21 protein-coding genes are annotated in these 23450 nt (G+C 60.6%); 16 read left to right on the plus strand and 5 right to left on the minus strand.

Features of this window, described 5'->3' with window-relative positions; translation table 11 throughout:
• Positions 1-41 precede the first annotated feature (41 nt).
• Entirely contained in the window at positions 42-392 is a 351-nt protein-coding gene (locus ACFSYH_RS08855; protein ID WP_377466542.1) for a sulfate permease, read from the plus strand.
• Here the strand turns inward: ACFSYH_RS08855 and ACFSYH_RS08860 are convergent.
• Entirely contained in the window at positions 382-2646 is a 2265-nt protein-coding gene (locus tag ACFSYH_RS08860; RefSeq protein WP_377466543.1) for an AAA family ATPase, read from the minus strand. The genes ACFSYH_RS08855 and ACFSYH_RS08860 overlap by 11 nt on opposite strands.
• 805 nt (positions 2647-3451) lie before the next feature.
• On the opposite strand from ACFSYH_RS08860, the gene ACFSYH_RS08865 reads away from it, so the two are divergent.
• Entirely contained in the window at positions 3452-4534 is a 1083-nt protein-coding gene (locus tag ACFSYH_RS08865) for a tyrosine-type recombinase/integrase (protein ID WP_377466544.1), read from the plus strand.
• A gap of 105 nt (positions 4535-4639) precedes the next feature.
• Here the strand turns inward: ACFSYH_RS08865 and ACFSYH_RS08870 are convergent, their stop codons facing one another.
• Complete coding sequence (locus ACFSYH_RS08870; protein ID WP_377466545.1) at positions 4640-4948, minus strand: hypothetical protein; 309 nt, start codon at positions 4946-4948, stop codon at positions 4640-4642.
• A 120-nt stretch (positions 4949-5068) separates the two neighbouring features.
• The gene (locus tag ACFSYH_RS08875) at positions 5069-6370 is read right to left on the minus strand and encodes an SAVED domain-containing protein (RefSeq protein WP_377466546.1); all 1302 of its coding nucleotides are present in this window, start codon (positions 6368-6370) and stop codon (positions 5069-5071) included.
• Between the two features lie 162 nt (positions 6371-6532).
• Between ACFSYH_RS08875 and ACFSYH_RS08880 the strand changes: the two genes are divergently transcribed.
• From ACFSYH_RS08880 to ACFSYH_RS08915, 8 genes are all read left to right on the plus strand, one after another.
• Complete coding sequence (locus tag ACFSYH_RS08880; protein ID WP_377466547.1) at positions 6533-7486, plus strand: SMODS domain-containing nucleotidyltransferase; 954 nt, start codon at positions 6533-6535, stop codon at positions 7484-7486.
• Entirely contained in the window at positions 7483-7995 is a 513-nt protein-coding gene (locus tag ACFSYH_RS08885; RefSeq protein ID WP_377466548.1) for a hypothetical protein, read from the plus strand. Before ACFSYH_RS08880 ends, ACFSYH_RS08885 begins: the two co-directional genes overlap by 4 nt.
• A complete protein-coding gene (locus ACFSYH_RS08890) occupies positions 7992-9278 on the plus strand; it encodes a ThiF family adenylyltransferase (RefSeq protein ID WP_377466549.1) in 1287 nt (428 codons plus the stop codon). Before ACFSYH_RS08885 ends, ACFSYH_RS08890 begins: the two co-directional genes overlap by 4 nt.
• A complete protein-coding gene (locus ACFSYH_RS08895; RefSeq protein ID WP_377466550.1) occupies positions 9275-9736 on the plus strand; it encodes a Mov34/MPN/PAD-1 family protein in 462 nt (153 codons plus the stop codon). The genes ACFSYH_RS08890 and ACFSYH_RS08895 overlap by 4 nt, the downstream gene beginning before the upstream one ends.
• A 461-nt stretch (positions 9737-10197) precedes the next feature.
• Entirely contained in the window at positions 10198-11184 is a 987-nt protein-coding gene (locus ACFSYH_RS08900; protein WP_377466551.1) for an ABC transporter ATP-binding protein, read from the plus strand.
• Positions 11181-11945, plus strand: coding sequence for an ABC transporter permease (locus tag ACFSYH_RS08905; protein ID WP_377466552.1), 765 nt, complete (start codon positions 11181-11183; stop codon positions 11943-11945). Before ACFSYH_RS08900 ends, ACFSYH_RS08905 begins: the two co-directional genes overlap by 4 nt.
• A complete protein-coding gene (locus ACFSYH_RS08910) occupies positions 11942-13105 on the plus strand; it encodes a sensor histidine kinase (protein ID WP_377466554.1) in 1164 nt (387 codons plus the stop codon). Before ACFSYH_RS08905 ends, ACFSYH_RS08910 begins: the two co-directional genes overlap by 4 nt.
• The gene (locus ACFSYH_RS08915) at positions 13102-13707 is read left to right on the plus strand and encodes a response regulator transcription factor (protein WP_377466708.1); all 606 of its coding nucleotides are present in this window, start codon (positions 13102-13104) and stop codon (positions 13705-13707) included. The genes ACFSYH_RS08910 and ACFSYH_RS08915 overlap by 4 nt, the downstream gene beginning before the upstream one ends.
• 40 nt (positions 13708-13747) lie before the next feature.
• On the opposite strand, the gene ACFSYH_RS08920 is transcribed toward ACFSYH_RS08915, so the two are convergent.
• Positions 13748-15010: an MFS transporter gene (locus ACFSYH_RS08920; protein WP_377466555.1), complete on the minus strand. Its 1263-nt coding sequence runs from the start codon at positions 15008-15010 to the stop codon at positions 13748-13750.
• Here ACFSYH_RS08920 and ACFSYH_RS08925 point away from each other — a divergent pair.
• Genes ACFSYH_RS08925 through ACFSYH_RS08940 form a run of 4 tightly spaced genes read left to right on the plus strand, consistent with a single transcriptional unit; the run spans position 15009 to position 19758 of the window.
• Positions 15009-15728 carry an ATP-binding cassette domain-containing protein gene (locus ACFSYH_RS08925; RefSeq protein WP_377466556.1) on the plus strand — a complete coding sequence of 240 codons (720 nt, stop codon included), beginning with the start codon at positions 15009-15011 and terminating at the stop codon, positions 15726-15728. The two genes, ACFSYH_RS08920 and ACFSYH_RS08925, sit on opposite strands and share 2 nt — an antisense overlap.
• Positions 15725-16405, plus strand: coding sequence for an ATP-binding cassette domain-containing protein (locus ACFSYH_RS08930; protein WP_377466557.1), 681 nt, complete (start codon positions 15725-15727; stop codon positions 16403-16405). The genes ACFSYH_RS08925 and ACFSYH_RS08930 overlap by 4 nt, the downstream gene beginning before the upstream one ends.
• Positions 16406-16420: 15 nt before the next feature.
• On the plus strand, positions 16421-17941 hold the full coding sequence (locus tag ACFSYH_RS08935; RefSeq protein ID WP_377466558.1) for an ABC transporter substrate-binding protein: 1521 nt from the start codon (positions 16421-16423) through the stop codon (positions 17939-17941).
• A 23-nt stretch (positions 17942-17964) separates the two neighbouring features.
• Positions 17965-19758, plus strand: a complete 1794-nt coding sequence (locus ACFSYH_RS08940; RefSeq protein ID WP_377466560.1) for an ABC transporter permease subunit — start codon at positions 17965-17967, stop codon at positions 19756-19758.
• A gap of 33 nt (positions 19759-19791) precedes the next feature.
• On the opposite strand, the gene ACFSYH_RS08945 is transcribed toward ACFSYH_RS08940, so the two are convergent.
• Positions 19792-20529 (minus strand): SDR family oxidoreductase, encoded by a 738-nt coding sequence (locus ACFSYH_RS08945; RefSeq protein WP_377466561.1) that lies wholly within the window; start codon positions 20527-20529, stop codon positions 19792-19794.
• An 87-nt stretch (positions 20530-20616) separates the two neighbouring features.
• On the opposite strand from ACFSYH_RS08945, the gene ACFSYH_RS08950 reads away from it, so the two are divergent.
• Together ACFSYH_RS08950 and ACFSYH_RS08955 are read left to right on the plus strand one after the other, a co-directional pair.
• On the plus strand, positions 20617-21210 hold the full coding sequence (locus ACFSYH_RS08950; RefSeq protein WP_377466562.1) for a TetR/AcrR family transcriptional regulator: 594 nt from the start codon (positions 20617-20619) through the stop codon (positions 21208-21210).
• Positions 21211-21704: 494 nt separating this feature from the next.
• Positions 21705-23420 (plus strand): ABC transporter substrate-binding protein, encoded by a 1716-nt coding sequence (locus tag ACFSYH_RS08955; RefSeq protein WP_377466563.1) that lies wholly within the window; start codon positions 21705-21707, stop codon positions 23418-23420.
• Positions 23421-23450: the final 30 nt, after the last annotated feature.

Genomic DNA, 23450 nt, shown 5'->3' on the forward strand with positions numbered 1-23450 from the left:
CGCACCGCGATAGTCCTGCGTGCGAAAGCGACGTCCACATCATGCTCCTGAACCGGTTCTGGAACGCCAGCATCCACACCCGCATCTTCCTGGGCCGCTGGATGCCCACCAACATCCTTCTCGACAAGCTGCACACCCGACGCGGCCTCAAATGGGGAATTCCCGCGATGCTCCTCGGCGTCGTCTACCCGCTAATCGCAGTCACCTGCACCGGGCTCATCGCGCAGGGTTGGAGCAAATGGCTCTACCTGCTGTTCTTCCTCGCCATCTGGAATGCGCTGAAGTTCTTCCTCTTCGGTCCGTGGAGCCTCTTACTCCTCGTCCGTGCCCGAGCGCAGGAGGCGCGCACCCGCCGACGAAATGATGCGAAACCAGCGGGTCTCAATTACTAGTTCCGACTCCTATTTGAGTTTCGTCCGCCATCATCATTTCGTAGTGTGGAGAGTGGCCAGCAGCATCGAACAGTTGCTTGAACGCCCGAAGATGAGTACTTACATCAGAGGAGATGCTTGCGTAGTCAACGTCCCAAGGCGCTGTATGTGAACCGTCGTTGTACCACGCGAGTAAAGCATGGCTTGCCCACCGATCAGCTTCGTCAATTTTCGAGATGACATCATCTACGTCAATGCCGCCGGTGATCTGGAAGTAGTTTTCGATAATCCGTCTCATCGCGTTGGGAAGGGAAGCAGATAGTTCCAGATCTTGCGCGTTATTGGCAGCTTTGACTTGGTCCCATAATTGTCGATAGTTGGACTTGATTGGGGACTTTTCATAGTGTCTGTGGCTCGTGATACCAGTAGGTCCCTTCGAGAGCACGAAGTAGGACCGTTTTCCTGGACTCGTGCCATTCGGGGTGAACTCTGCTTCTTTGAAGAAGTATGCATTGTGGGTGAGAAGGATGATCTGTCGTGTGCGACCGTCCTCTTTTACGCAATGGCCAAGCAATTTTCGGATGAGCAGGTTGATGACAAACAACATCTCGCCATCGAGACTCGAAACAGGATCGTCGATGATCACTACAAGCTGGTCGCTAACGGTACGATCTTCATGCATCTGCTTGATCCGGTGAAAGAAGTACAAGAAGGAGATGAGCGTTCGTTCTCCTTCGCTGAGCGTGTGATTAGCCGCGCTCCCGTCCGGTCGAATCAATTGGTATGTATCATCCTGAGAATGCTGGATCGTGAAGCTGAGAAACCCCAGGTTCCTCAGCGTCTTGTTCATCTCTTGAACGGTGGGAAGCGAAGAGGTCAGCTGTTGCTGGAGCTCCGATAACTCCGAACGTTTCGTGGCGAGTGTCGCCTGTGCGTCCTCCAGTTTGGGTCGAAGACTGTCCAGAGCCTTCTTCGGGTTCGTGATACTACCCTCGTAGAAGGACAGGTCTTGCTCCAAGACGGAGTGCACGTAGTAGCGCCAGACCTCTTTTTTGAGGTTTGACTTTGCCTGCTTCTTGTTACGTAGAAGCAGGTTCGTTTCGTCGATTCGCGTGTTGGAAGCGGTCACGATGCGCTCTATCTCGTCAACGGTTCCATTTATTGCTTCGAATTCAACACTTTGAGACGGAGACTTAATCTTGGTTCCAATTTGAGCGATTCGTGCTCGAATCTTTTGAGATAGTACTCCGCCATGCCGCTCAATCTCGTTGATCTCAGGTGCTTCGTGTGCTGACAGAGAAGCGAGATATGTGTTCAGCGTGTCCAGGCGTTGCTCTTCCTCCACACGTATCTTCTCTAGTTTCACTACTTGCTCTTCATAGTGATGGTCAAATAGCGAGGAGAGCGAATTAGCCACGTCTGTCGGGAGAACTTGTTGACAGAACGGACATTTTCCTTGTGACTGGTCTAGAAACGACTGACCTTCATGAACCCAATCAGCATTTTGGAGCTGTTGAACGAACTCACCGAAAGTCGTGTTGTCTTGGGATTTAATCTCCTCTTGGAGGAGAGTGGACTGCGCTGGGCTTAGACTCCCCAGCCTCGGAAGCAGAGGAATGCGTTTTAAGTCGTCGCCGGATTCAACGTCCAGCGTGGTGTATTCATCTAAAAGTTCCGTCTCGCTCTTCAATGAATCACTGGATGTGCTTGAACGAACTCGATGGACCTCAGCAAGATGTTTCTTCTTATCGCTTTTGTACCCCTCAAATGCTTGTTGCAGCATTGACGGCAGTGCCACCCTCTTTTTCCAACTAGCTTCGAGTACTATTTGATCTGCCTCAGAAAGAAGTCTTTCTTGCTTCTCAATTGATTTCTCGTACTGCTTGACTGCACTCTCTGCGTCCCGAATCTCGCCAGGCTTAGCGGGCTTACTTTCACTCGCTTCTACGCCAACAAGAGCGTCGATTCGCTCCTGCACTTCGGGCGCGCCGTCCCGTATAACGAATACGCCAGGTATTCCGTGATCAACCTGGAGCAAGCGATCAATGAAGTCCTTGTTGAAGAGCTCATGTTGGAATCCCGGATTATTAGCTGCTTCCATTGCCCGAGCTATTGAGGACTTTCCAGAGCCGTTAGGTCCGTAAACTAGGGTGATCTGAGCTATCGGGTGCAAAGGCAATGCAGACGCCCCAAAGCAGGGGATCTGTTTGATCTCCAGTGATTCAATCAACTTGTACCGCGCTTCCTGCACGCTCGACGTGCGGCAAACCTTCACATGAGGTTCCAGGGAGCCTCTAGTTTCTAATGATGGCTCCTGTTTGTAGCGGCAGTCAACGCAACCGCACTATGGATGCGAGCCTGGGCGTAGCCGAGCTCGACCTCAACGCTCTGAACGACTTCGCTGGGTACACGGACGAAGCACCACTCCTGCATGCTTCAACGTTCGTTAGCCCATCGAGTGGCCTAAACCTAGCTCCGCCGACGACCTCCCGAGCGCTCAACCCGGCCTCGTGGAGGCGGGCTGTGTAAACTACCTGCTCATCACCTAAGCCCTGGCGACGCACACCAACACCGGCTCCTGCCAGGAGACCCCTGATTCGTTCCTTACCCAACCGGTGCTCCCGTGCGATGGAGATCAAGGAAGTTCCTGACTCGTAGGATGCGACCATCCTTTGAACGACATCGGGAGCGACACGGGTCTCAGCCGTCCCGACTGACGTTACGACCGGACCCCGAACATCGGCCCGATGCGCAGATTGACTAGAAACCTCACCCTCTTGGTCCACGTCAGATCCGCGTGAAGTCAAAGATTCAAGGCGTCGAAACAGGTTACAGTTTTCTCTAGGCTGGGGCACTTAATGAGTGATGTTGTACCCCAGGGCTCACATCGCGAACATCACCCTCGTCGTGCGCTTATTCAGATCGTCAAAGTGTCTTCCAGCCATGGGTGAGCGTCTCCGTGACGGGGCATGCACGAGGAGGATAGACCGCAACCCAGACTTGAATGATGCGAAATCAAGTCCACGCCGCAGTATCTTCACACAGGGATTCCCCACACGAGACTGCGGGGGTGTGCATTCGTGGCTAGACCCCGCACACCGATCGGCACCTTCGGCAACATCACCACCACGCGCACCCCAGGCGGACGCTACGTCGCCCGCACCCGCTATCGCGACTGGGACGGAAAGAGCCGTCACGTCCAGACAACCAGCTCTACAAGAACCTCAGCCGAACGTTTGCTAAAGAAGAAGCTCGCCGAACGCGACCTATTCCAGCCCGGCTTTTCCGGCATAACCGCCGACAGTCCCTTCCCGACACTGGTGTCGTACTGGCTCGAAGACATGGATCTCGAAGACCGGCTATCCAGGACGACCCGGCTGCTGTACGAGCGCAACATGCGGACGCTCGTGCTGCCGTTCTTCAAAGACGTCACCCTCCGCGAAATCGGCGTCGCTCGCTGCGACTACTTCCTCAAACAACTCGCGAAACAGAGCTACAACCGAGCGCGACAGGCCCGCGTCGTCCTCCGCCTCGCCCTCGCTGTGGCGGTGCGCCACGAAATTCTTTCACGCAACCCGATGGATCACGTCTCGAGGCTCCGTCGCCCGCCCCGCACGCCGGACATCTACTCCTGGGATGAGCTCAAAGCTATTCGTGCAGGCATCAGCGCGTGGGAGCATCGCCCGATCAAAGCAGGCCCGAAACCGGACGGCCAGCTCGGCCAGATCGTAGAACTCATGCTCGGTACCTCCGCGCGCATAGGCGAGGTCCTTGCGATCCGGCTTGGCGATGTTGACTTGGAAACCTCGATACCGTCGGTGCGGATCTCGGGAACGATCGTGAGCCGGAAGGATGAACCCACTCACCGGCAGGATCACCCCAAGACTGCTCGCTCCGTTCGCCGGGTCGCACTTCCAGGGTTTGCGCTCCATGCCGCCCGCGCACAGATCGAGAAGATTCGATTCGCGCATCCGAATGCGTTGCTGTTTTCAACTCGCGTCGGAACACCGCACACCACGAACAACATCCGCAGGCAGCTCCGCGCCGTGATGGAGCAGGCTGGAGTACCTGACGTTACTCCGCATCGGTTCCGTCGAACCGTAGCGACCGCGATCAACGAGATCGGGGGGACTGCAGCTCGCGTCCGAACTCCTCGGGCATAGTGATCCCTCGATCACGCGCGAGCACTACATCCGCCGCAACGAGACCGTTGACCCCATCACGGCCAAGCTCTTGGAAGAGGCCTTCGGGCGCACGGCAACTGAGAATCAGGCGATGTAGTACGAGAGCTGTTCGTTCGACACATATCGAATCTCGTCGGGTGCGTCGAAGTCAAGGTCGCCTGAGACGATAACGCAGTCACCCTCATCGTCCTTGTCGAATACACCCGGGATATCCTTCTGATGCCTCTTGGCTCCACTTAGGAACAAGAGGAATGCGTGGCGCGAGGCTGCATCTGTGAAGCCAAGATCAACCTTTTTCCCTGTGTTTTTCTGGAGCAGGCGTGCGCTGAGACGACCCTGATCATTCGCATACTCCTCGATGTAGCATCGAGTGTCTACGGGGTTCGGTTTCATCGGTCATCGCTCCTTATCAACGATCTGCAGAATTATGTCTTCTTGACAATCTGTCTCAGTGCATGAGTAGCGGCGCTTGTAGATGGCATTTTGTGCTCCCCATTGAGGCGTCTCGCTCTCTCAGTCATTGCAGGACTGGAGTAACACTGAGGTGATCGGACCCGCTGTGCTTCCTGCTCTGACTTCGAGGCAGGGCACGTATCGGGGTCGAGGATCTCCGCTATGTTCGGTAGACGCATCAGAGTCGTCCCATTCGAATAGACGCACCCGCAGCGTATTGCTGAGTCTTCCGATGAGGATAGCGAGTCCGAAAGGTACAGCGAGGAGCAAGTCGACTCGTGCATTGGTATGATCACCGCTAATTTGGCGAATGAGCCCCGCAACTTCAGAGGCGATCTCACCGGCGTGCGCGGGATCAAGCAGACCTCGCCGCGGAGAACGGATGACTCCGTGTGCTGCCAGACTGTCACCGTATTCTTCGAGGTACCGCTCGAAAGCAGCGTCGCTCCTTATGGGCAGCAGGTCGACGTATACGGCAACGCGTGGCCGATCGTAAGAGGAAATCGCTTTCGAATGCTTGGTTACATCGAAAAGCAACGCGGGAGTCTCCGGAACAGTAGATTCAGGCCCACTCGTCCAGACATCAGATCGTTGGTCGATGACCTCGAGTCTCCCGATCCTTGATGACGGAAGCGCACTGCCAAGTGTGAAGGCGACTGACAAATGCGCACCACCGCCGACTTGAACTACCCCAGCTCCGGTGCTCGTGATTGCGTCTGGTAACAGACCCAACGTACGACGGAGATCCTCGAGTCCGGCTGGGTCAGGCAACTTTTCATGATGAGACCGGCGCACGCGGATGTCGAGCTGAGCACCTGTGCGGTCGTAGACCTGGCCGACGTTGCGGGTCTGGATCGTAAGTTTGAACGCTCCGTTCTTCTCGACCGGCGCACGGTGCTGAACCATCCGGTGCGTTAACGCTTTCCGCGTGATCGTAAGCAACCCTTCCATGCTCGTTGCCGACTGGTCAACTCCCTTGAGATCGTCCTTGACGCGTCCGAGCAACTTGTCAGGGGCAGAGTAGTCAGGGGAACCGCTACCTTTAGCGACGTCGTTGGCGATTAGTAGCTGGAATCGAGAGTCATTGCGATGCAGATCGATCAACTTGGGCGCTTCGATGCTGCGCACGATTGAGCTGTTGATGATGTCTTCTGTGATTACAAAGGTGGCCCCAGACAGTCCGCCATCGATCGCCTCCTCGAGCCTGTTCGCGGTGTCGCCAGGAGGGAGATCGTCCTTGTCGCGCCAGACAGGTATCCCCGCGGCACGGAGCGTCCAAGCCAGCTGTGCGACGATCTCCGACCCATCATTCTGCCGGTAAGAGAGGAACAACGGTCCGAAGATATCAATACCTGTGCTCACTTGGGACACTCCTCTATGACTGAGCGCTCTTCTACATGAGTATGACACGATGCGCTGACAAATGGGCTCTTTCGATGGAATGTCGGTGGTGGTGTCTATCCTTAGTGGTAAGCAGGCCGGACGAAGTCCGTCGCGCTGCCTGAGTGCGGCTAGGAGGCCTTTATGACAGTTCTGGATTCGTTCGATTCGCTCCAGCAAGAGGTGGACGCCGACCCTGAAGTTGTGCGGCTTGCTCGGCAAAGGCGCGATACGTTCATGGCAGCTCTTGCCACTGCGACGGATGTGAAGGTGGTGTGGGGGTCAGGGTCGCTCGCGCGAAGTACGCAACTGCAGCCGGTGCACGATGTCGACCTGGTCGTAGAGTTCGACGCTGATGAGCACCCCGAGTGGGGAAGTGACGGTGACTCAGCGGAAGAGGCGATCAAGCGGTGTCGCGATCTCGTGCACGAGTTGCTCTCGGTAGAGAGCGGAACCTACGCGCAACTGGTGCGGCAAGTAAACACGGCGGAACGGAACCGGGCGGCGAAGTGCTTCATTGACCCGCCGGACTCGGATGATGCGTTTACGGTTGACGTCATGCCTGCCCTTCGACGCACGGATGGCATCCTCATTCCGTTCAAGAGTGAGCGCCGTTGGACACTCGCTGATCCTGAGTACCTGATCGGTCAGGTCGCGGAGCGCCAGCGGGAGTGGGCACAGTTCCGGCCCCTGGTGCGCATGCTGAAGTACTGGGCGCGGCAGCATACAGCCGACACGGGTCGGGTGAAGTCGCTCGTCATGGAGGTGCTCGCCCTCGATTGCCTCCACACGGGGAACCGGCCCGAGGCACTGAAGACATTCTTCGTTGAAGCGTCCAGTCACAGTCTCCAGATAGAGGATCCGGCCAGGCTCTCCGGTGTGATCCAGCCTGACCTGGATATTGCCGGGCTGCGCCGCGCACTGGAAGATTCTGCCCTCGCTGCTACCGCCGCTCTGCGAGCGGTGGCGAACAACGATCAGCCGGGTGCAACCCAACACTGGCAGGATGTCTTCGGAGATGCGTTCCCGCTCGTACTTGCGCCGACTGGGGAGGCCGACCCGGGGCCTAGGCCTATTCGGGATTCGCCTCAAGGATGAGCGTCGACTCGCGCACCTGGTGGGAGGACGATCCGGTGCGGCTCGAGCAGGAGATCGCTGACGTGCAGGCGGTCGCTCCGCTGCTTGCCTGGACAGCGGAGGGAGCGGGGCGGTTCGAAGGGCCGTTGCCGCTATGGCCGTTCGCACGGTCCGCTCCGACGAACATCAGTGACCTGTTGGACCCGTTTGTTGTCCGCGTTGAGTACAACCATGCGTTTCCCGCCGCGCCCCCAAATATACTCCCGCTTCTCCCGCAGCCGGTTCCCACGATCCGGGGCTTCACGCAGTTCCACGTTCTGCCCAGCGGGCGCCTTTGCCTGCTGCGCGATGCAGACCAGTGGTACCCATGGTCCAAGACCAGCGAGCTGCTGTTGAAGGCAGCTGGATGGGCGATCGAACTCGCGCTTCTCGAAGCTAGAGCGATCACGCAGATGTCAATGAGCGGCATCGTCATCGACAACTCCTACGACGAGCTCATCGCGGAGCAGATCGAGGCGCTGAGCTTATGAGCGGTGAGGACTGGATTGTCCTACTTCCACGGGAGGCGAAAGAGCTTGTTGAAAGGGGCCACGGCTGGGGGCAGTTGACCTGCCGGATTTCCGGTCCCGATCGTGCGGCGCTGGTCGTCGCCCTCTCTAACGAGGACTCCGATCGAGTTCCCGTCGCTACGGACCCAGGTCACTTTTTGATGACCGCTGACTTCCAGCCGGTTGGCCATTGGTATGCTGCCCCGGGCGAGCTCGCTCTTGCGGAGTACTTCCTGGTCCGCCAGTCGAGGGAGTTGTCTTTTGATGAGTTCCAGAAGTTCGTTCCGAAGGCGGAGCGCCCGGCCGTGGGGAAGTGGTCGATCGCGGTGACATATTGCGCTGAGCCTCCCGCAATCTCGGACGACGAAACGCTGCCTGCCTGGTCCGCGTGGAGCGTCACCGACTCCGCTGTGCGCCCGATCCACTTTGACATGCGGGAGGGGAAGGAACTGGTCGACGCACTCGATGGCCTCTGGCCAGCGCGCGCTCTCTCCAGTAAGAGGGTCCTCCTGTTCGGTGCGGGTAGCATTGGCGGTGCAGCCGCCGAGTCACTGGCCAGCTATGGTGCGGGAGAGATCGACGTCGTTGATCCGGATCGACTGCTTTTTCACAACATCCCACGCCACGTTCTGACCACTAAGTACGTGGGTATGAAGAAAGTCGACGCTCTCGCGCGGACGCTCGGGGAGGCGTGGCCAGAGTGTCAAGTCACGCCATGGGGAATCGACCTCGTCACGCATGCGAATCTGGTCAGGCCTTTGCTCGACAAAGCCGACATTGTCGTTTGTACCGTTGATGGAGTTGAAGCTAGGCGTGTGGCGAACTATCTCGCGCGGCGTGCTCGCAAGCCGATCGTGTTCGCCTGCGTTCTCGGCGACGGAGGTTACGGTGAGATCCTACGGATCAGGCCGCTGCCCGAAGTCGGATGCCTCGAATGCCAACGCCGTCGTCTGCAAGAGGCGGAGCGCATCGATCTTGAGCCCACGCTCGACCGTGGATACGGCACCGGCACCCGTCATAACCCTATGACCGCCGTCGGCGGCGACCTTCACCTCATGGGGCAGCTCACAGCCAAGATTACCGTCGCCACTCTCCTACGTGCCCAAGGCGAACTCGATCAGACCATTGTCGACGACAACCTGGTGATCGCACTGCGCCCAACTCCCGGTTACTCCGATCCGTTTGACACCACCAGAGTGCTTGATCAGAAGTGGTACCGAGCCGGTCGCCCCTACGACGATTGTCCGGCATGCAACGCGACATGAGACTCCCGATCGACGCCGCGGCGCTCGAGTCCATAGCCTTAACAATCCGTTCAAGCGATCCTCGACTGGAAACCGGTGGAGCGCTGTTCGGCCCATCGGATGGGAGCAAAGTTTTGCACGCCGCCGGGCCTGGTCCGAGGGCGGAACATGGCCCGCGTTCCTTCCTCCGCGACCTCGCTTTCACCCAGCACGAAGCCGGACGCCTTTATCAAGCTGATCGTTCGCATTGGATTGGCGAATGGCACACGCACGTCGACGTGCCGCCGACACCAAGTGACCTCGATCTTCACACCTATGCGAAGCACATGGCCGATCGTGACCTCGGATTTGACCGGTTCCTGGCGCTGATTATCGCGATCTCCGAGTCTCAACCGATCCTTGCGGCTTGGATACTTGAACGTCACGGCAATGAACTCATACTGATGCAGGCGGGGACGCAACTACTCGATCTCAGCTGACCGGCCGTACCTGAGCGTCGAGCATCATTCGAGCGCTTCCTTCGTAAACCCCACTTAAACCCTTACGAAGCTGCAGAGATCTACCAAGAGCAGGGACCTGGACGGGCCCTGATGCATGCAAACTATGCAATCCATGACTCGAAATAGGGCTGTTTGAGGTGCAGAGAAGCCCGGAAAATCAAGGATCTGGGCTGAACCGTCTACCTGGGGTTTAAGTGCGGTAACGACTCGGTCTGGCTCGGAAACAGAAAAACGCGATGCAATGCAGCATTGCAATAAGCTGGAAGCATGCAAGCACGAAGAAACGATTTTTCGGAAACTCCGGATAGCTCGTTGAGCAACTGTTCTTAGGAGAGGCCGTGCTGAATTAGCTGACGCAAGGGTGAGCCATGACAGGTGTCATGGGCAAGAAATGATCCGTAGCACTCACGCCGATGGAGGATGTGCGCAAGGATAGATGCATGACTTCCACCAGCACGCCCACGGTCGCCCTCACCGGCGTACATAAGGTTTTCAAACTCAAGAAAGAGGTTGTGACCGCTGTTGCGGGCATCGACCTGACCATCGATAGAGGCGAGATCGTTGCGTTCCTCGGCCCCAACGGTGCGGGCAAGACCACCACGATCGACATGATCCTTGGCCTGACGGAACCAACCAAAGGAACCGTCCTGATCGATGGGCTCAACCCACGCCACGCGGTCGAAGCCGGACGCGTCTCGGCGGTACTCCAGACGGGCGGTCTGCTCCACGACTTGACCGTCAAGGAAACCCTCCAGGCCGTGGCCTCACTGCATGACCTAGCTCCACGGCGCACCCCGATCAACATCGATGCGATCATCGAAAAGACCGGCCTCCAACCGATCCTGAACCGCAAAGTGTCCAAGTGCTCCGGTGGTGAACAGCAGCGCCTCAAGTTTGCCCTGGCGCTCCTACCGGACCCGGACCTGCTCATCCTGGATGAACCGACCGCAGGGATGGACGTCAACGCCCGCCGCGAATTCTGGGCCACAATGCGCAAGGACGCGGACTCCGGGCGCACGATCATCTTCGCAACCCACTACCTCGAAGAGGCTGAACAGTTCGCGCAGCGCACCATCCTGGTCAACAGGGGGAAAGTCATCGCGGACGGACCCACGGACCACATCCGTGCGATTGCGGCGGGACGCACCGTATCGTCGACAATCGGCAAAAACCCGGAGCAGACGCTCGCCGCAGTGCAGAGCCTGCCCGAGACAAAATCGGCGACCCTCACCCATGACCGCCTGACCGTGACCACGACCAACTCGGATGCACTCGCGCTCGAACTGCTGACCAACCACGGCGCAACAGACCTCGAAATCTCGAAGCCGAGCCTCGAAAACGCGTTTGTGGACCTCACGAACGCCGCGAGCAACACCGCAACCACCGCCGAAAACAACACCACCCCCGAGCAGGAGGCAGCACGATGAGCCTGACCTACATTCGCATTGACCTGCTGCGACAACTGCGGGACCTGTCCAATCTGACGTTCATCGTCGCGATGCCGGTGGTCATGTACCTGGTGTTTGGGGCGACTGCCGAGTATGGCGGCGAGCGGGCTGGCAACGGGAACGTGCAGTTTTACGTGATGTCGTCGATGGCCGTGTATGGTGCGGCGATGGCGGCAACGAGCGTGACCGGAACGGCGAAGATGGAGCAGATTCTTGGCTGGGGGCGGCAGATCGGGCTGACTCCGGTGACCAACCGGGCTGTGGTGGCGATGAAGGTGGTGGTGGCGCTCGCGATCACCAGCTTCACGATCCTAGCGATCTTCACCGCGGGAGTCCTGACGGGCGCGGAGGCTGACAGCCTCAATATCTGGGCCGCGACCTTCGGCATCACCCTTGCGGGATCGGCTCTGTTCGGGCTGTTCGGCTACATGGTCGTCCAGTGGTTCAAGTCCGAATCCGCGTTGAGCGTGGCCACTGGTGTGCTCGTGCTGATGTCGTTCCTGGGCAACCTGTTCATGCCGATGTCCGGCATCATGTTGAGTATCGCCAAGTTCACGCCGCTGTACGGCTTCGGTGGGTTGGCCCGCTGGCCGATCCTTGAGGGCTACATCGTCAACACGACCGACGGCCTGCCGTCGCGTGATTCGGTGTGGCTGCTTCTCGCGAACTATGGCGCGTGGTTGCTGATCTTCGGCGTGCTGGCCATCGCCGGCGTGCGCCGTAGCCGTGGGCGTCTATGACCACTGAGGTCTACCCGTTCGCGCCAAAGGGGTTGCCGTGGCTGCGCTATGACATCGCATTGCCTGCGGTGTTCATGGTGTTCCTGATCTTCCCGGTCTCCTCGATCTGGAACGACTCCGTGCTGTCCGCGGGGGCCAAGGCTCTCGGATACGTCATCGTCCTGGTGTTCGGTGCGAGCTGGCTTGTGGCCTTCGCATGGTTGGACATTGTCCCGAGTCGTCGCAGTTCGGTGTGGGTCCGCTGGTGTGCGGTGTTCTTCCTGCTTCTGACGGCAGGGTTGTGGCAGTTGATTCAGTGGAACGCGATCGGGCTTCTACCGTTTGTCATCTCGTTTCTGGTGTACCTTTCGCCGCCACGGGAGGCGGGCCTTCTCTCACTCGTGTTGCTGGGGGCCACGGTTGGGCTGGCGGTGGTGCAGGGTTGGCCGAGTGGATCGATCGAGTTGGTCATCGTGAGCACCATGGTGTTGATCTTCGCCTCGGTGAGTGTCGGGCTGACGCGCGCCTCGATTTCCGTCTCGGAGATGGAGCGTAACCTTGCGCTCATCTCGGAGCGTGAGCGTATGGGTCGCGACGTTCACGATGGTCTCGGTCATACTCTGACGGTGACTGCGATCAAGGCGGAGCTTGCGGAACGCCTCATCGATTCCGACCCTGATCGGGCGCGTGCAGAGTTGCAGGAGTTGCGTGGGCTGCTGCGCACGGCGCTCACTGACGTGCGGGCCACGGTCGGTGGTCTGCGCGCCAACACGGTGCCCACGCAGATCGAGGCGCTTCGCATCTCGTTCGCGGGCGCTGAGATCGACTTCGAGGTCCGTGGGGATTTCTCGGGGATTCCACAGAACGTGGATGCCCCGATTGCCTGGATTCTGCGTGAGGCCTGCACGAATGTTCTGCGCCATGCCGACGCGACGAGGTGTGCGGTGTCGTGCGATGCGTCTGCTGTGGGTGGTGTGCTCACGATTGTCGACGATGGGGTCGGGTTCGCGTTCGATGCTTCTGGTGAGCGGTCGGGCAGTTTCGGGCTCGCTGCGATGCGCGAGCGTGCAGACATGGCCGGGCTGCGTGTGGAGATCGGTCCCGCAGACTCAGGCGGTAGCGTTGATGGGGGAGAGCGGCCCGCTGGCCGCGTGGGCACGCGCGTGGAGGTGGCGTGGTGATTCGGGTTCTCATTGCCGACGATCAGGCACTCGTGCGCTCAGGTCTCGCCGCGTTGTTGTCGCTTGAGGCGGATCTCGAGGTGGTTGCGCAGGCGACCAACGGCCGCGAGGCGGTGGATCTGGCCGTGAGTACGCAGGTTGATGTGGCGTTGTTGGATGTGCAGATGCCTGAACTCGATGGGATCGCTGCCGCTCGCGAGTTGTCCAAGCGTGCTCCGGGATGCAAAACGTTGATTGTGACCACTTTCGGCCGGACGGGGTATCTTCGCTCTGCGCTGGAGGCAGGGGCCAGCGGCTTCATGGTCAAGGACACTCCAGCGGAGCAGTTGGCTCAGGCGATTCGTCGAGTGCATGAGGGGTTCAAGGTGGTTGATCCGGAACTCGCGGCTGCCTCCTTCAGCGAGGGCGCGAGTCCGTTGACCGAGCGGGAGACCCAGGTGTTGCGTGTTGCCCGTGACGGCAGCGAGGTTGCCGTCATCGCCGCTCAACTTCACCTCAGCCAGGGAACGGTGCGTAACCACCTGTCGAGCGCTATCACCAAGACCGGTGCCTCCAACCGGTTCCAGGCGGCAACGATCGCGTTCAACCGCGGGTGGATCTGACTCCTCCCCACATCATGTGCGAGTGAAGATTTCAGCACTCTCAAGCGCTCTTCTCAGGTGCGAGCACGGGAAACCGCGGATGGCTGCGCAGGACGTGGGGAACGGCAATGGCGGACGCGGCGGGAAGGCATGCGATGAGTGTCCACGGCAGCCACGTGAGTTCTGGTGGAACGCTGTCCACCACGACGCCGATGAGAAGGTTGCCGAGCAGAACCGCGATGCCGCCGAACGTGGCGAGAAGTCCGAAGTAAGACCCGTTCTGGGCGGTGGGGGCGAACCGTGGAACCGCATGGAGTGCGGTCGGGTTTCCCATCAGGTGCCCCACGCCAAAGAAGGTGGCGGCCGCGAACACGAGCAGCACGGGTGCGTTCTCGACCGATAGGGACGCGAGTCCAGCGCATACGAAACCCACCGCGCTGAGAGAATACGCCAGTCTCAGAGCGCGCGATGAACCGAGTAGCGCGCTCCACCGCGCGAGAGGAAGCTGCGCGCAGAGAGTCAGGGCCGATATCCACGCGAACACGAGAGCCACCGTACGCTCGGTGTTCGAGGCACCGGTCAGAAGCAGGGGAACGGCGAGATACAACTGGTTGTAGGCGAGCAGGTCCACCGAGTGGAGCGCGACAAACGTGACGAATGCCTTGTCGCGCAGGGCGGTCCGCAATCCAGGGGCTGAGTCAGCCGTTTCTCCCGTTGACGCATGCTCGCCAGTGGTTCGGGGAAGAAGCAGCGCCAGCAGTAGCGCGATGAGCGCGAAGTATGCGGCGCCGATGGCCGCAACCATGGCGAAACCAGCTCCGAGCAGGAGTGCGCCCACAACGGGACCGATGGCTGCGCCGATCTCCCCGGTCACACTGAGCCATGCGAACAGCGTGATGCGGCCTCGGACTCGACGCGCCTCAGCCTGCGCGATGAGTACGTTGAGTCCGGGTGAGAAGAGGGCTCCACCGAATCCGGTCAACACGGTTCCGCAGATGAACAGCGCGAGGTCGGGCTCGTCCTGCCACAGGGACGCGGCAAGCAGTGAAAATCCGCCAACGCGGGTCGCGATCCCCGTGAGGATGATGGCCCGTGGGTTGAAGCGATCGCTGAGGGTTCCACCGATGACAAAGAGCCCTTGTTGGGCGAAGGCCCGAATGCCCAGCACGAGGCCGGTGGCGGCGGTCGTGAGCCCGAAGTCGCCGCTCAAAGTCAGCGCGATGAAGGGCACGACAGCGTAAAAGCCGATGTTGAACAGGGTTTGCGTGCCCAGTAGGACGGGGATTTGCAGGGATTGCCGCGCGTAAGTGATAATGATTCTCATGTTCAGACCCAATGTTACGCGAGAATCGGCGTCATCTCGCACGACAACCCACTCCCAACTCGGAGACAAACCTCTCATCGCGCTGCGAAATGCCCGCGTCACGGTATCCGGGGGAGATCGTGTGCTGTTGGACGTACCTGAACTGGACCTCTTCAGCGGTGAACGTGTCGTGATCACCGGCCCTTCCGGTAGCGGAAAATCCATGCTGCTCTCGACCCTCACCGGACGCTGGGCACCTGGACTGCACTTCACGGGTGAGCGCACAACCTCGCTCGCCAGCATCGGCCTTATCCCACAGCGAGGTCTCGATGCCTTGCACCCGCTCATCCCCCTTGCGCGTCAACTACGTAGGGTATCCAACACATCGGAGGAGAAGGTGCGCAGCGCGCTCACCTCCGTCGGGCTCACCGATCCTGAACTCTGGAGGCGCCGACCAGCCGAGATGTCCGGAGGGCAGGCACAGCGCGCCGCCGTGGCCCTTGCCATTCTCACCGATGCCCCGCTGATTCTGGCAGACGAGCCCACGAGTGCACTCGACCACACAACGCGCGACCGCACCCTGCACATGTTGGACACCGTGATCGACACATCGCGAACCCTCGTCGTCGTCACACACGATCCAGCCGTTGCCGATGCTCTGGCAACGCGACACCTGACCATCACGGCAGGAAAGGTCACGGAGATCCCAGTCAGCGCGTTGCAGGGAGCATCGCGATGAGCCTTCCAGTACTCGAGGTGGACGAGGTCACCGGGGCGTACGGGCGCGGAGCGCGCATGCGGCAGGTGCTTGCACCCACGACGTTCGCTCTCCACGCCGGAGAATCCGTTGCTGTGGTTGGGCCCTCCGGTGCGGGTAAATCGACTCTCGCCGACATCGTCCTCGGGTTGCGCGCCCCAGCCAGCGGGGCGGTTCGCGTGCAGGGCGAAGCCTGGGTTGAGCCTACCCGTCAGCCGGTGCGGGTTCAGCGCCGTCTCGTCCAGGGAGTTCCCCAGGACCCAGCGGCATCCTTCGTACCGCGATGGACCATTCGCATCTCGATCGCCCAGGCGGTCCGACGCCTGACGGGCGTGCGCGACGCCGACGAGGCGATCCTTCGCGCGGCTGGACTCGCACACCTCGAGACAACGCTCCTCGACCATCGACCCGCCCAACTATCGGGCGGTCAAGCCCAACGCGCCGCCATCGCACGTGCGCTCGCGGTCGGACCCCAAGTGCTCGTCGCCGATGAGCCAACCAGTGCGCTGGACCCGGAAACCGCGAACTCAGTCTCGCAAGCCCTGCTGGCAAGCGCCGCAGAGGCGGGAGCTGGCCTGCTGATCGTCACCCACGATCCACATCTTGCACAGCGATGCACCCGAACCGTGACCATCGCGCCGCCACAACACAACAGCTAGAAAAGGAACCCATCCATGGCTCATTCACTCTCCCGGCCACAAGCCGCCCTCGCCGTCGCTGTCTCCGCCGCGCTATTGCTCTCAGGATGCTTCTCGGGCGAGGTTTCCCATCAGGGAACGGATGACCGGATATCGGTGGCGCACATGCAGCCACCGCGTTCCGGCCTCAGCCCGCTCAGCGATGACGCGTTCAAACTCTCACGCTGGTCAGCTGCTGAAACGCTGGTCTCGCTGGACGCAGAGGGGAATGCTCTTCCTGCCCTTGCCACCGAGTGGACCCGTCAGGACGATCTGACCTGGCTGTTCACCATCCGCGAGGGGGTCACATTCCACAACGGCCAGGAGATGACTCCGGACTCTGTCGTGAACTCACTTCAGCACGCCATCGATGCAACACCTGTTCCACGCATCCTGAACGGAATCGACCTGACCGTGGAAGCAACGAACACCAACCAGGTACGCATCACCACGAGCACGATGGATCCCCTGCTGCCAAACCGTCTCTCAAGCCCGCAACTCGCGATCTTCGACGCGGCAGCCTACACCGAGAACGGCGTCAACCCCGTGGGCACCGGAACAGGTCCGTTCAAGATCGTCGCCATCGATGGCGTGACCGGCGCGACCCTTGACCGATTCGACGGATATTGGGGCGAGCCGGCGATCGCCTCGGGAATCGATGTCAAGTTCGTACCCGATGGCACCGCACGCACCGCAGCGCTGCGCACGGGGACCGCGGATGTGGTCGAGGCCATCCCGGCCGGCCAGGCGGTGACGGTTGACGAGGAACTACTCACTGAAGTTCCCATGCCGAGGACGAACACGCTCTATCTGAACACCGAGAGCGGACCCTTCGCCGACCCTGCCGTGCGCGCGGCGGCCCGCGATGCCATCGACCGTGCCGCAATCGTCTCCTCCGTCTACGAGGAGCGCGCGGATATAGCCGAGGGACTTCTCGGACCGGCGCTTCCGTACGCTGCAGACTTCCGGGATGACGCCGACTATCAGAAACTCCTGGAGGGACGGGCCACTCCAGCTCAGGTCGACGGCATCGAGATCACGCTGGGAACCTTCACCGACCGCGCCGAACTGCCCGAGGTGGCGGTCATACTTGAGCAGCAGCTTGAGGCGGCGGGCTTCGTGGTCACCCAGGATGTCCGCGAGTATCAGTACATCGAGGCCGATGCCCTGGACGGTGCCTTCGACGCGTTCATCCTGTCCCGCGCCACGGTGCTCGACTCAGGAGACCCGGTCGCCTACCTTGCCTCGGACTTCTCCTGTGAGGGTGGCTTCTCCATCTCTCAACTGTGCGATCAGGGCGTGGACCAGATCATCACCGCCGCCTCTGAGACGGAGCCGGGCGTTGAACGACAGCACGCCATCATGCTCGCTGAGGCGAGCATCCTCGGGACCGATGCAGCGATCCCGCTGTTGCACGAGCGCGTCATCCAGGGCGAGTCGGCACGTGTTCACGAGGCGGCCCGTGATCCTCGCGAACGCCTTCTGATCACCGCGGACACTCACCTCGATGCCGAATAGGCGCATGAATGAAAGGTGTGGCCGTGCTGCGGCATAGCAATGTTCTAGGCGTACTCTCCAGGATTCTCAGTGCGGTCGTGCTACTCCTCGTGGCTGGTGCATTGCCCTGGCTTTCGCGCACCGATCCGGCTGCCGCGGTCCTCCGGGCACGGTATGCGGAGCTCGAGCCGACCCCGGAGGCGCTCGCCGCCATCCGGGCGGAGTTGGGTCTCGACGGCGGCCCGATCGCGACGAGCCTCAACTGGTGGTCGAGCGTGCTGCGTGGCGATCTCGGCAGGTCGTGGGTGAGTGGTGGGGAGATCGGTCCCGGCGTGTGGAACGCACTGGGAGTCTCCGCGACGCTGACGGCATTCGCGATCCTCGTTGCGCTGCTCATAACGATTGCACTGGTAGTTCCGGCATCGCTGCGGGTGCTCCGCGATCAGCCGCAGCGTGGTTCAGGCCCGGTGGGCGTTGCGTTGACCGCCCTGCCGGAGTTCCTGCTCGCGAGCGCGCTTCTCGTGGTCGTCTCGGTGCAACTGCAATGGCTGCCACCCTATGGTTGGACAGGGCTGGACACGGCGATTCTTCCCGCGTTGGCCCTCGGGGTTCCCGCCGGTGGTCTTCTGGGGCGACTGCTGTCCGACGCGATCTCGGGTGTCGCCGAGGAGAGATGGGTCAATGTCTGGCGTCTCGCTGGTGCGTCCGGGCGAGTGATCCTGACCGGCGTGTTTCGGCGCGCGATTGCCTCGGTGATCGATCAGTTGGGGCTTGTGTTCATCGGCCTGCTGGGTGGTGCGGTCGCGGTCGAGCAGGTGTTCGCGATTCCCGGGCTGGGTCGCTATCTGCTCGGGTCGGCCAATGCCCAAGACATTCCCGCACTTCAGGCAGGGGTACTGCTCATGGCACTTGCCGCGGCTCTGGTCGGGGTGATCACCACGGGCGCACGCCGGATGCTTCGGGGTGGACCGCTCCCTGCCGGGTCTCTGCCTCCGCCCCCAGAGGCGCGCAGCGACGGTCGGGTCGCCCGCTGGACCGCGGCGATCACGTGCTCTGTGTTGGTGCTGATCCTCGCCTTCGGATTGCCCCGCGATCCGTACCTGATCGCCTATGGCCGCCTTGAGCCTCCGAGTTGGGCGCTGCCCTTTGGAGCCGATGCGAGCGGGCGCGACCTGCTTGCCCGGGTCGCCCACGGAACCATCGGCACCCTAGCGCCCGCGTTCTTGATAGTTGTGTGCGCGATCCTTGTGGGGTTGCTGCTCGCAGTCCTCGGAGAGGTCTCCCGCGGTCCAGCCGAGATCGCCAACGCGACACCGCCGATCCTCGCGGGCGTCATCATCGCGGCGCTCCTTGGACCATCCGTTGGGGGTGCCGCGCTCGCGGTGCTCTGGGTCACCTGGCCACCGTTGACCGCTCACGCGGCCTCGCTGATCGATGAGGCTCGTGCCACTCCGCACATTCGCTGGCTTCCCCTTGCAGGGGTGTCGCAGGTCGAGGTGTGGGTGCGCCATGTCCTGCCTGCAACCCTTCCGGCTCTGCTCCGGCATGGGATGTTGCGCCTGCCGGGAGTCGCGCTCGCACTCGCGGCGCTCGGTTTCCTTGGCCTGGGGGCTCAGCCTCCGCTGCCGGAGTGGGGTCTGCTGCTCTCCGAGGGCATCGGATATGTCGAACGCGCTCCGTGGACCACTTTGGCCCCGGCTAGTGCACTGATCCTCACGTCCGTGTTTGCGGTGGCCCTTGCTGGGTTGCGGCGCTCACAACGCCAGGTCCGCCGCACTGCTAGCGGTGGGGCCGCGCCCAATGATCTTGAGGTGACGCTTCCGGCTGCAGCCGCATGAGGCGAGTCTCGTCTCTTTCCCGGTCTATCGTGCTCACGCCGCTCCGCCGTTGACGTACAGGGTCTGTCCGTTGATCCAGCGGGCGGGGCCTGCGAGGAACGAGACCAGCTCGGCAATGTCCTCGGGAGCTCCTAGGCGACCCATCGGATTCATTGCGGCGATGGTGTCGATCTGCTGCTGGTTCTTGCCGTCGAAGAACAGCGGTGTCGCCGTTGGGCCAGGTGAGACAGCGTTGACCGTGATGTCGCGTCCACGCAGCTCGCGAGCGAGGATCAGGGAGATCGCCTCGACTGCTCCCTTGGACGCTGCGTACGCGCCATAGCCGGGGATCTGTAGGCGAGTCACTGACGTGGAGAAGTTGATGATTGCCCCACCGTCACGCATCCGCTGTGCGGCGAGTTGGTCCACGACGAAGGTACCGCGCACGTTCGTGCGCTGAACCCGGTCGAACACGTCCAGATCCAACTGCGCGATCGGCGACAGCGGCATGATGCCTGCCGTGTGCACGAGCACGTCGACACCGCCGAACTCCTTCTCGGTCGCGTCAAACACTGCCGCCATGTCTGTCTCGTCGGCGATATCACCACCCACGGCGATGGCGCGACCGCCGTTCGAGATGATGCCCGCGACGGTCCCTTCCGCCCGACTCTGGTTTCCTGCGTAGTGCACGACGACGGCCAAGCCATCCGATGCGAGGCGCTCCGCGCTGATCTTCCCGATCCCGCCGGAGCCGCCGGTGACAATGGCAACGCGGTCCGTGGTTCTGCTCATGGTCTCTTCTCCCGATATGATATGAACGCTTCGTTCATAAGCGAGCGTAGCAAAGTAGTGAACGATCCGTCCATAAAAGGAACGACGATGAGTGATAGCCATCTCCCGAAGAGAGGTCGGGGCCGCCGCCCGACCGCCGAGGTGCGCGCCGAGGTGCTCGCGGCGACTGGCAGGCTCCTTTTCGAAGAGGGAATGTCGGCGGTAACCTTCGAGCGAATCGCCAAAGAGGCCGGCGCGAGCAAGACCACGCTGTACAAATGGTGGCCTTCCCCTGGAGCCTTGGCTGCCGAGGCGTACTTCACCCGCAGCCGGCCCCTGTTGGAGTTCCCCGATACCGGAGACCTGCATGCCGACCTCGTCACGCAACTCACGGCGTTTGTTGAACTGCTTACCGACGAAGGGGCGGGTCGGCCCATCTCCGAGCTCATCGGTGCGGCGCAGTTGGACCCCGACCTCGCTGAAGCATGGACCCACACCTACGCACTTCCCCGGCGAAGGCTCGCCCGCCAACGACTGCAGGCCGCTCAGCAGGCTGCCCAGCTCAGCATGGACGCGGATCTCGACATCATGGTCGACCAACTCTGGGGAGCCTGCTACCACCGACTCCTGATCCTGAAGACACCCTTACGGGAGCTCGACATCGAACGACTCGTCACCTATGCCATCCGAGGCGCACAGTAGCGAAATGCTCGCGCCGACCGCGCTTGAGTGGTTCTTCCCAGTGCCGCCGCACCAACCTCTCTACGGGGAGGGTGCGGTGTTTTTATGTCTATCGAGCGCCGTTGAGTCATGATCGCTCAGCCGCGGGTTCTGTGGGGCAGGTCTCTTTTTTGGCAACGATGCCGTTATCTTGGGCACTGATTTTTTGCCTGCCCAAATGCTCAAGAACCGCGGAATCAAGGGAATCTCACCGTAGGTGGGAGCGCTCCAATATTTTACTCGTAAAGTAACCATCCGGTAACAAGTTGTGGCCAAACTCGCTTTTGTAAGTAAATAGTACTTACTATCGAAAGTGACTTCGGCAACAGTGACAGATCGTCCCCCGACCTTCGGCAGAGTTGGCCCTTGAGGATCACCTCAGATGCTCCAGGCGACTTTTCCGTGACCTTCACGTCGAAGAAGCAAGACCGGACCTCAGTTGACTAGCAACTCAGCCAGTAATGAAAGGAACAGAAATGTTTCAGTCCAAGTTTAGGAAGCGCGTGGCACCGGCTATTGCCATCGCGGCTTCGCTGACTCTGCTTGGTGCATGCACCAGTGACACGCCAGACGAGAACGCCACCTCCACGGACACGCCAAAGGAAGGCGAAACCAGCGAGGCTCCGAAGGACGGCCGACCACTCGTTGTCTGGGCCGGATCGCAGACCCCAATCGCAGCGAACTTCAACCCATACTCGCCAACCGTGCTGCACGCGGCTCTCGGTGGCGTGTACGAGACCCTGTTCCACTTCAACAAGACCACCGCTGGTGACCCAGAGGCAATCCTTGGTGAGAGCGCGGAGTTCAACGAAGACGGAACCGAACTCACCATCAAGATTCGCCAGGGCGTTACGTGGAACGATGGAACCCCCTTCACCGTTGAAGACGTCATCTTCTCGTACACCAACGATGCCGCCAAGCCCACCTACCTGAAGAGCGCAGAGAAGGTCGATGACTCGACCGTCAAGCTCACCTTCGACGGAGCGCAGTTCACCAACGAGTTCGCACTCCTCGGCGCCAGCTACATGGTGCCGAAGCACGTGTTCGAGGCTGAGAGCGACCTCGTCGCATTCACCAACGCTGACGCACCAGTCGGCACCGGTCCATACGTCCTTGACGTGGCAACCGACGCCTCCTACACCCTCAAGGCAAACCCAACCTACTGGCAGGACGGCAAGCCAGTAATTCAGGAAGTTCAGTACATCGGTGTTGACGCAAACAACTCCGCTGAGAACCTCCTGCGCACCGGTCAGATCGACTGGGCCGCGATGTTCGTGCCACAGCCGGACTCGCTGACCGCTGACGGACGCCTTGGCTACATCAACACCCCAATGGACCCAACCGTTCTGTACACCTGTGCAAACGTCGACCTTGGCTGCAAGGGCGCACAGACCGACGTGGCAGTGCGTCAGGCACTGAACCTCGCTGTGAACCGTACAGAGATTAAGGAAAAGGCATTCGTTGGCCTGACCAAGGAAATCTCGCCGACTTTCGCACTGCTCGGACGTGACGACGCATGGATCGCGGACGGAGTGGAGAAGGAAAGCCCACAGTCGCCAAACGTTGCAGAGGCACGCAAGATCCTCGAGGACGCAGGCTACGCCGAGGGTGCTGACGGCATCTACGCGAAGGATGGCCAGCGAGTATCGATGGAGCTTGCCTCCGTTGACGGATGGTCGGACTACAACAGCGCAGCGGAACTGATCCAGGCACAGGCGAAGGAAGCCGGTATCGAGGTCAAGGCAAGCAAGGTCACATGGGACCAGTTCTCGGACGGCCGCCAGACCGGTAACTTCGAACTCATCATGGGTGGTGTCGTCGGTACCTCGGTGGCAGACCCATTCCAGCTCTACCGCGACTGGTTCTCGGGTGACTACACCAAGCCGGTTGGCGAGCAACTCGGTGCAGGCCAGTGGAACTTCACTCGCTACAGCAACGATGTCGTGACCCAGGCTGTCAAGGATGCCGCTGGCACCAACGACGAGGCTGCGAAGAAGGAAGCATACGCCAAGATCCAGAAGGAGATCGTCAACGACCTCCCATACATCCCACTGGTCATCAACGCCACGCAGACCTTCTACGACCAGGAATCCTTCGACGGCTGGCCAACCGAGGGCGACCTCTACGCCTTCCCACCATCGTGGGGTTCGGTATCCTCCGGTGTCATCCTGTCCAACCTGACCTACAAGTAGGCCGGACCCGTCAACTATGAGGCATTGACC

Origin of the sequence: Populibacterium corticicola (genome assembly GCF_042683685.1) — a bacterium.
Classification (GTDB): domain Bacteria; phylum Actinomycetota; class Actinomycetes; order Actinomycetales; family Cellulomonadaceae; genus Timonella; species Timonella corticicola.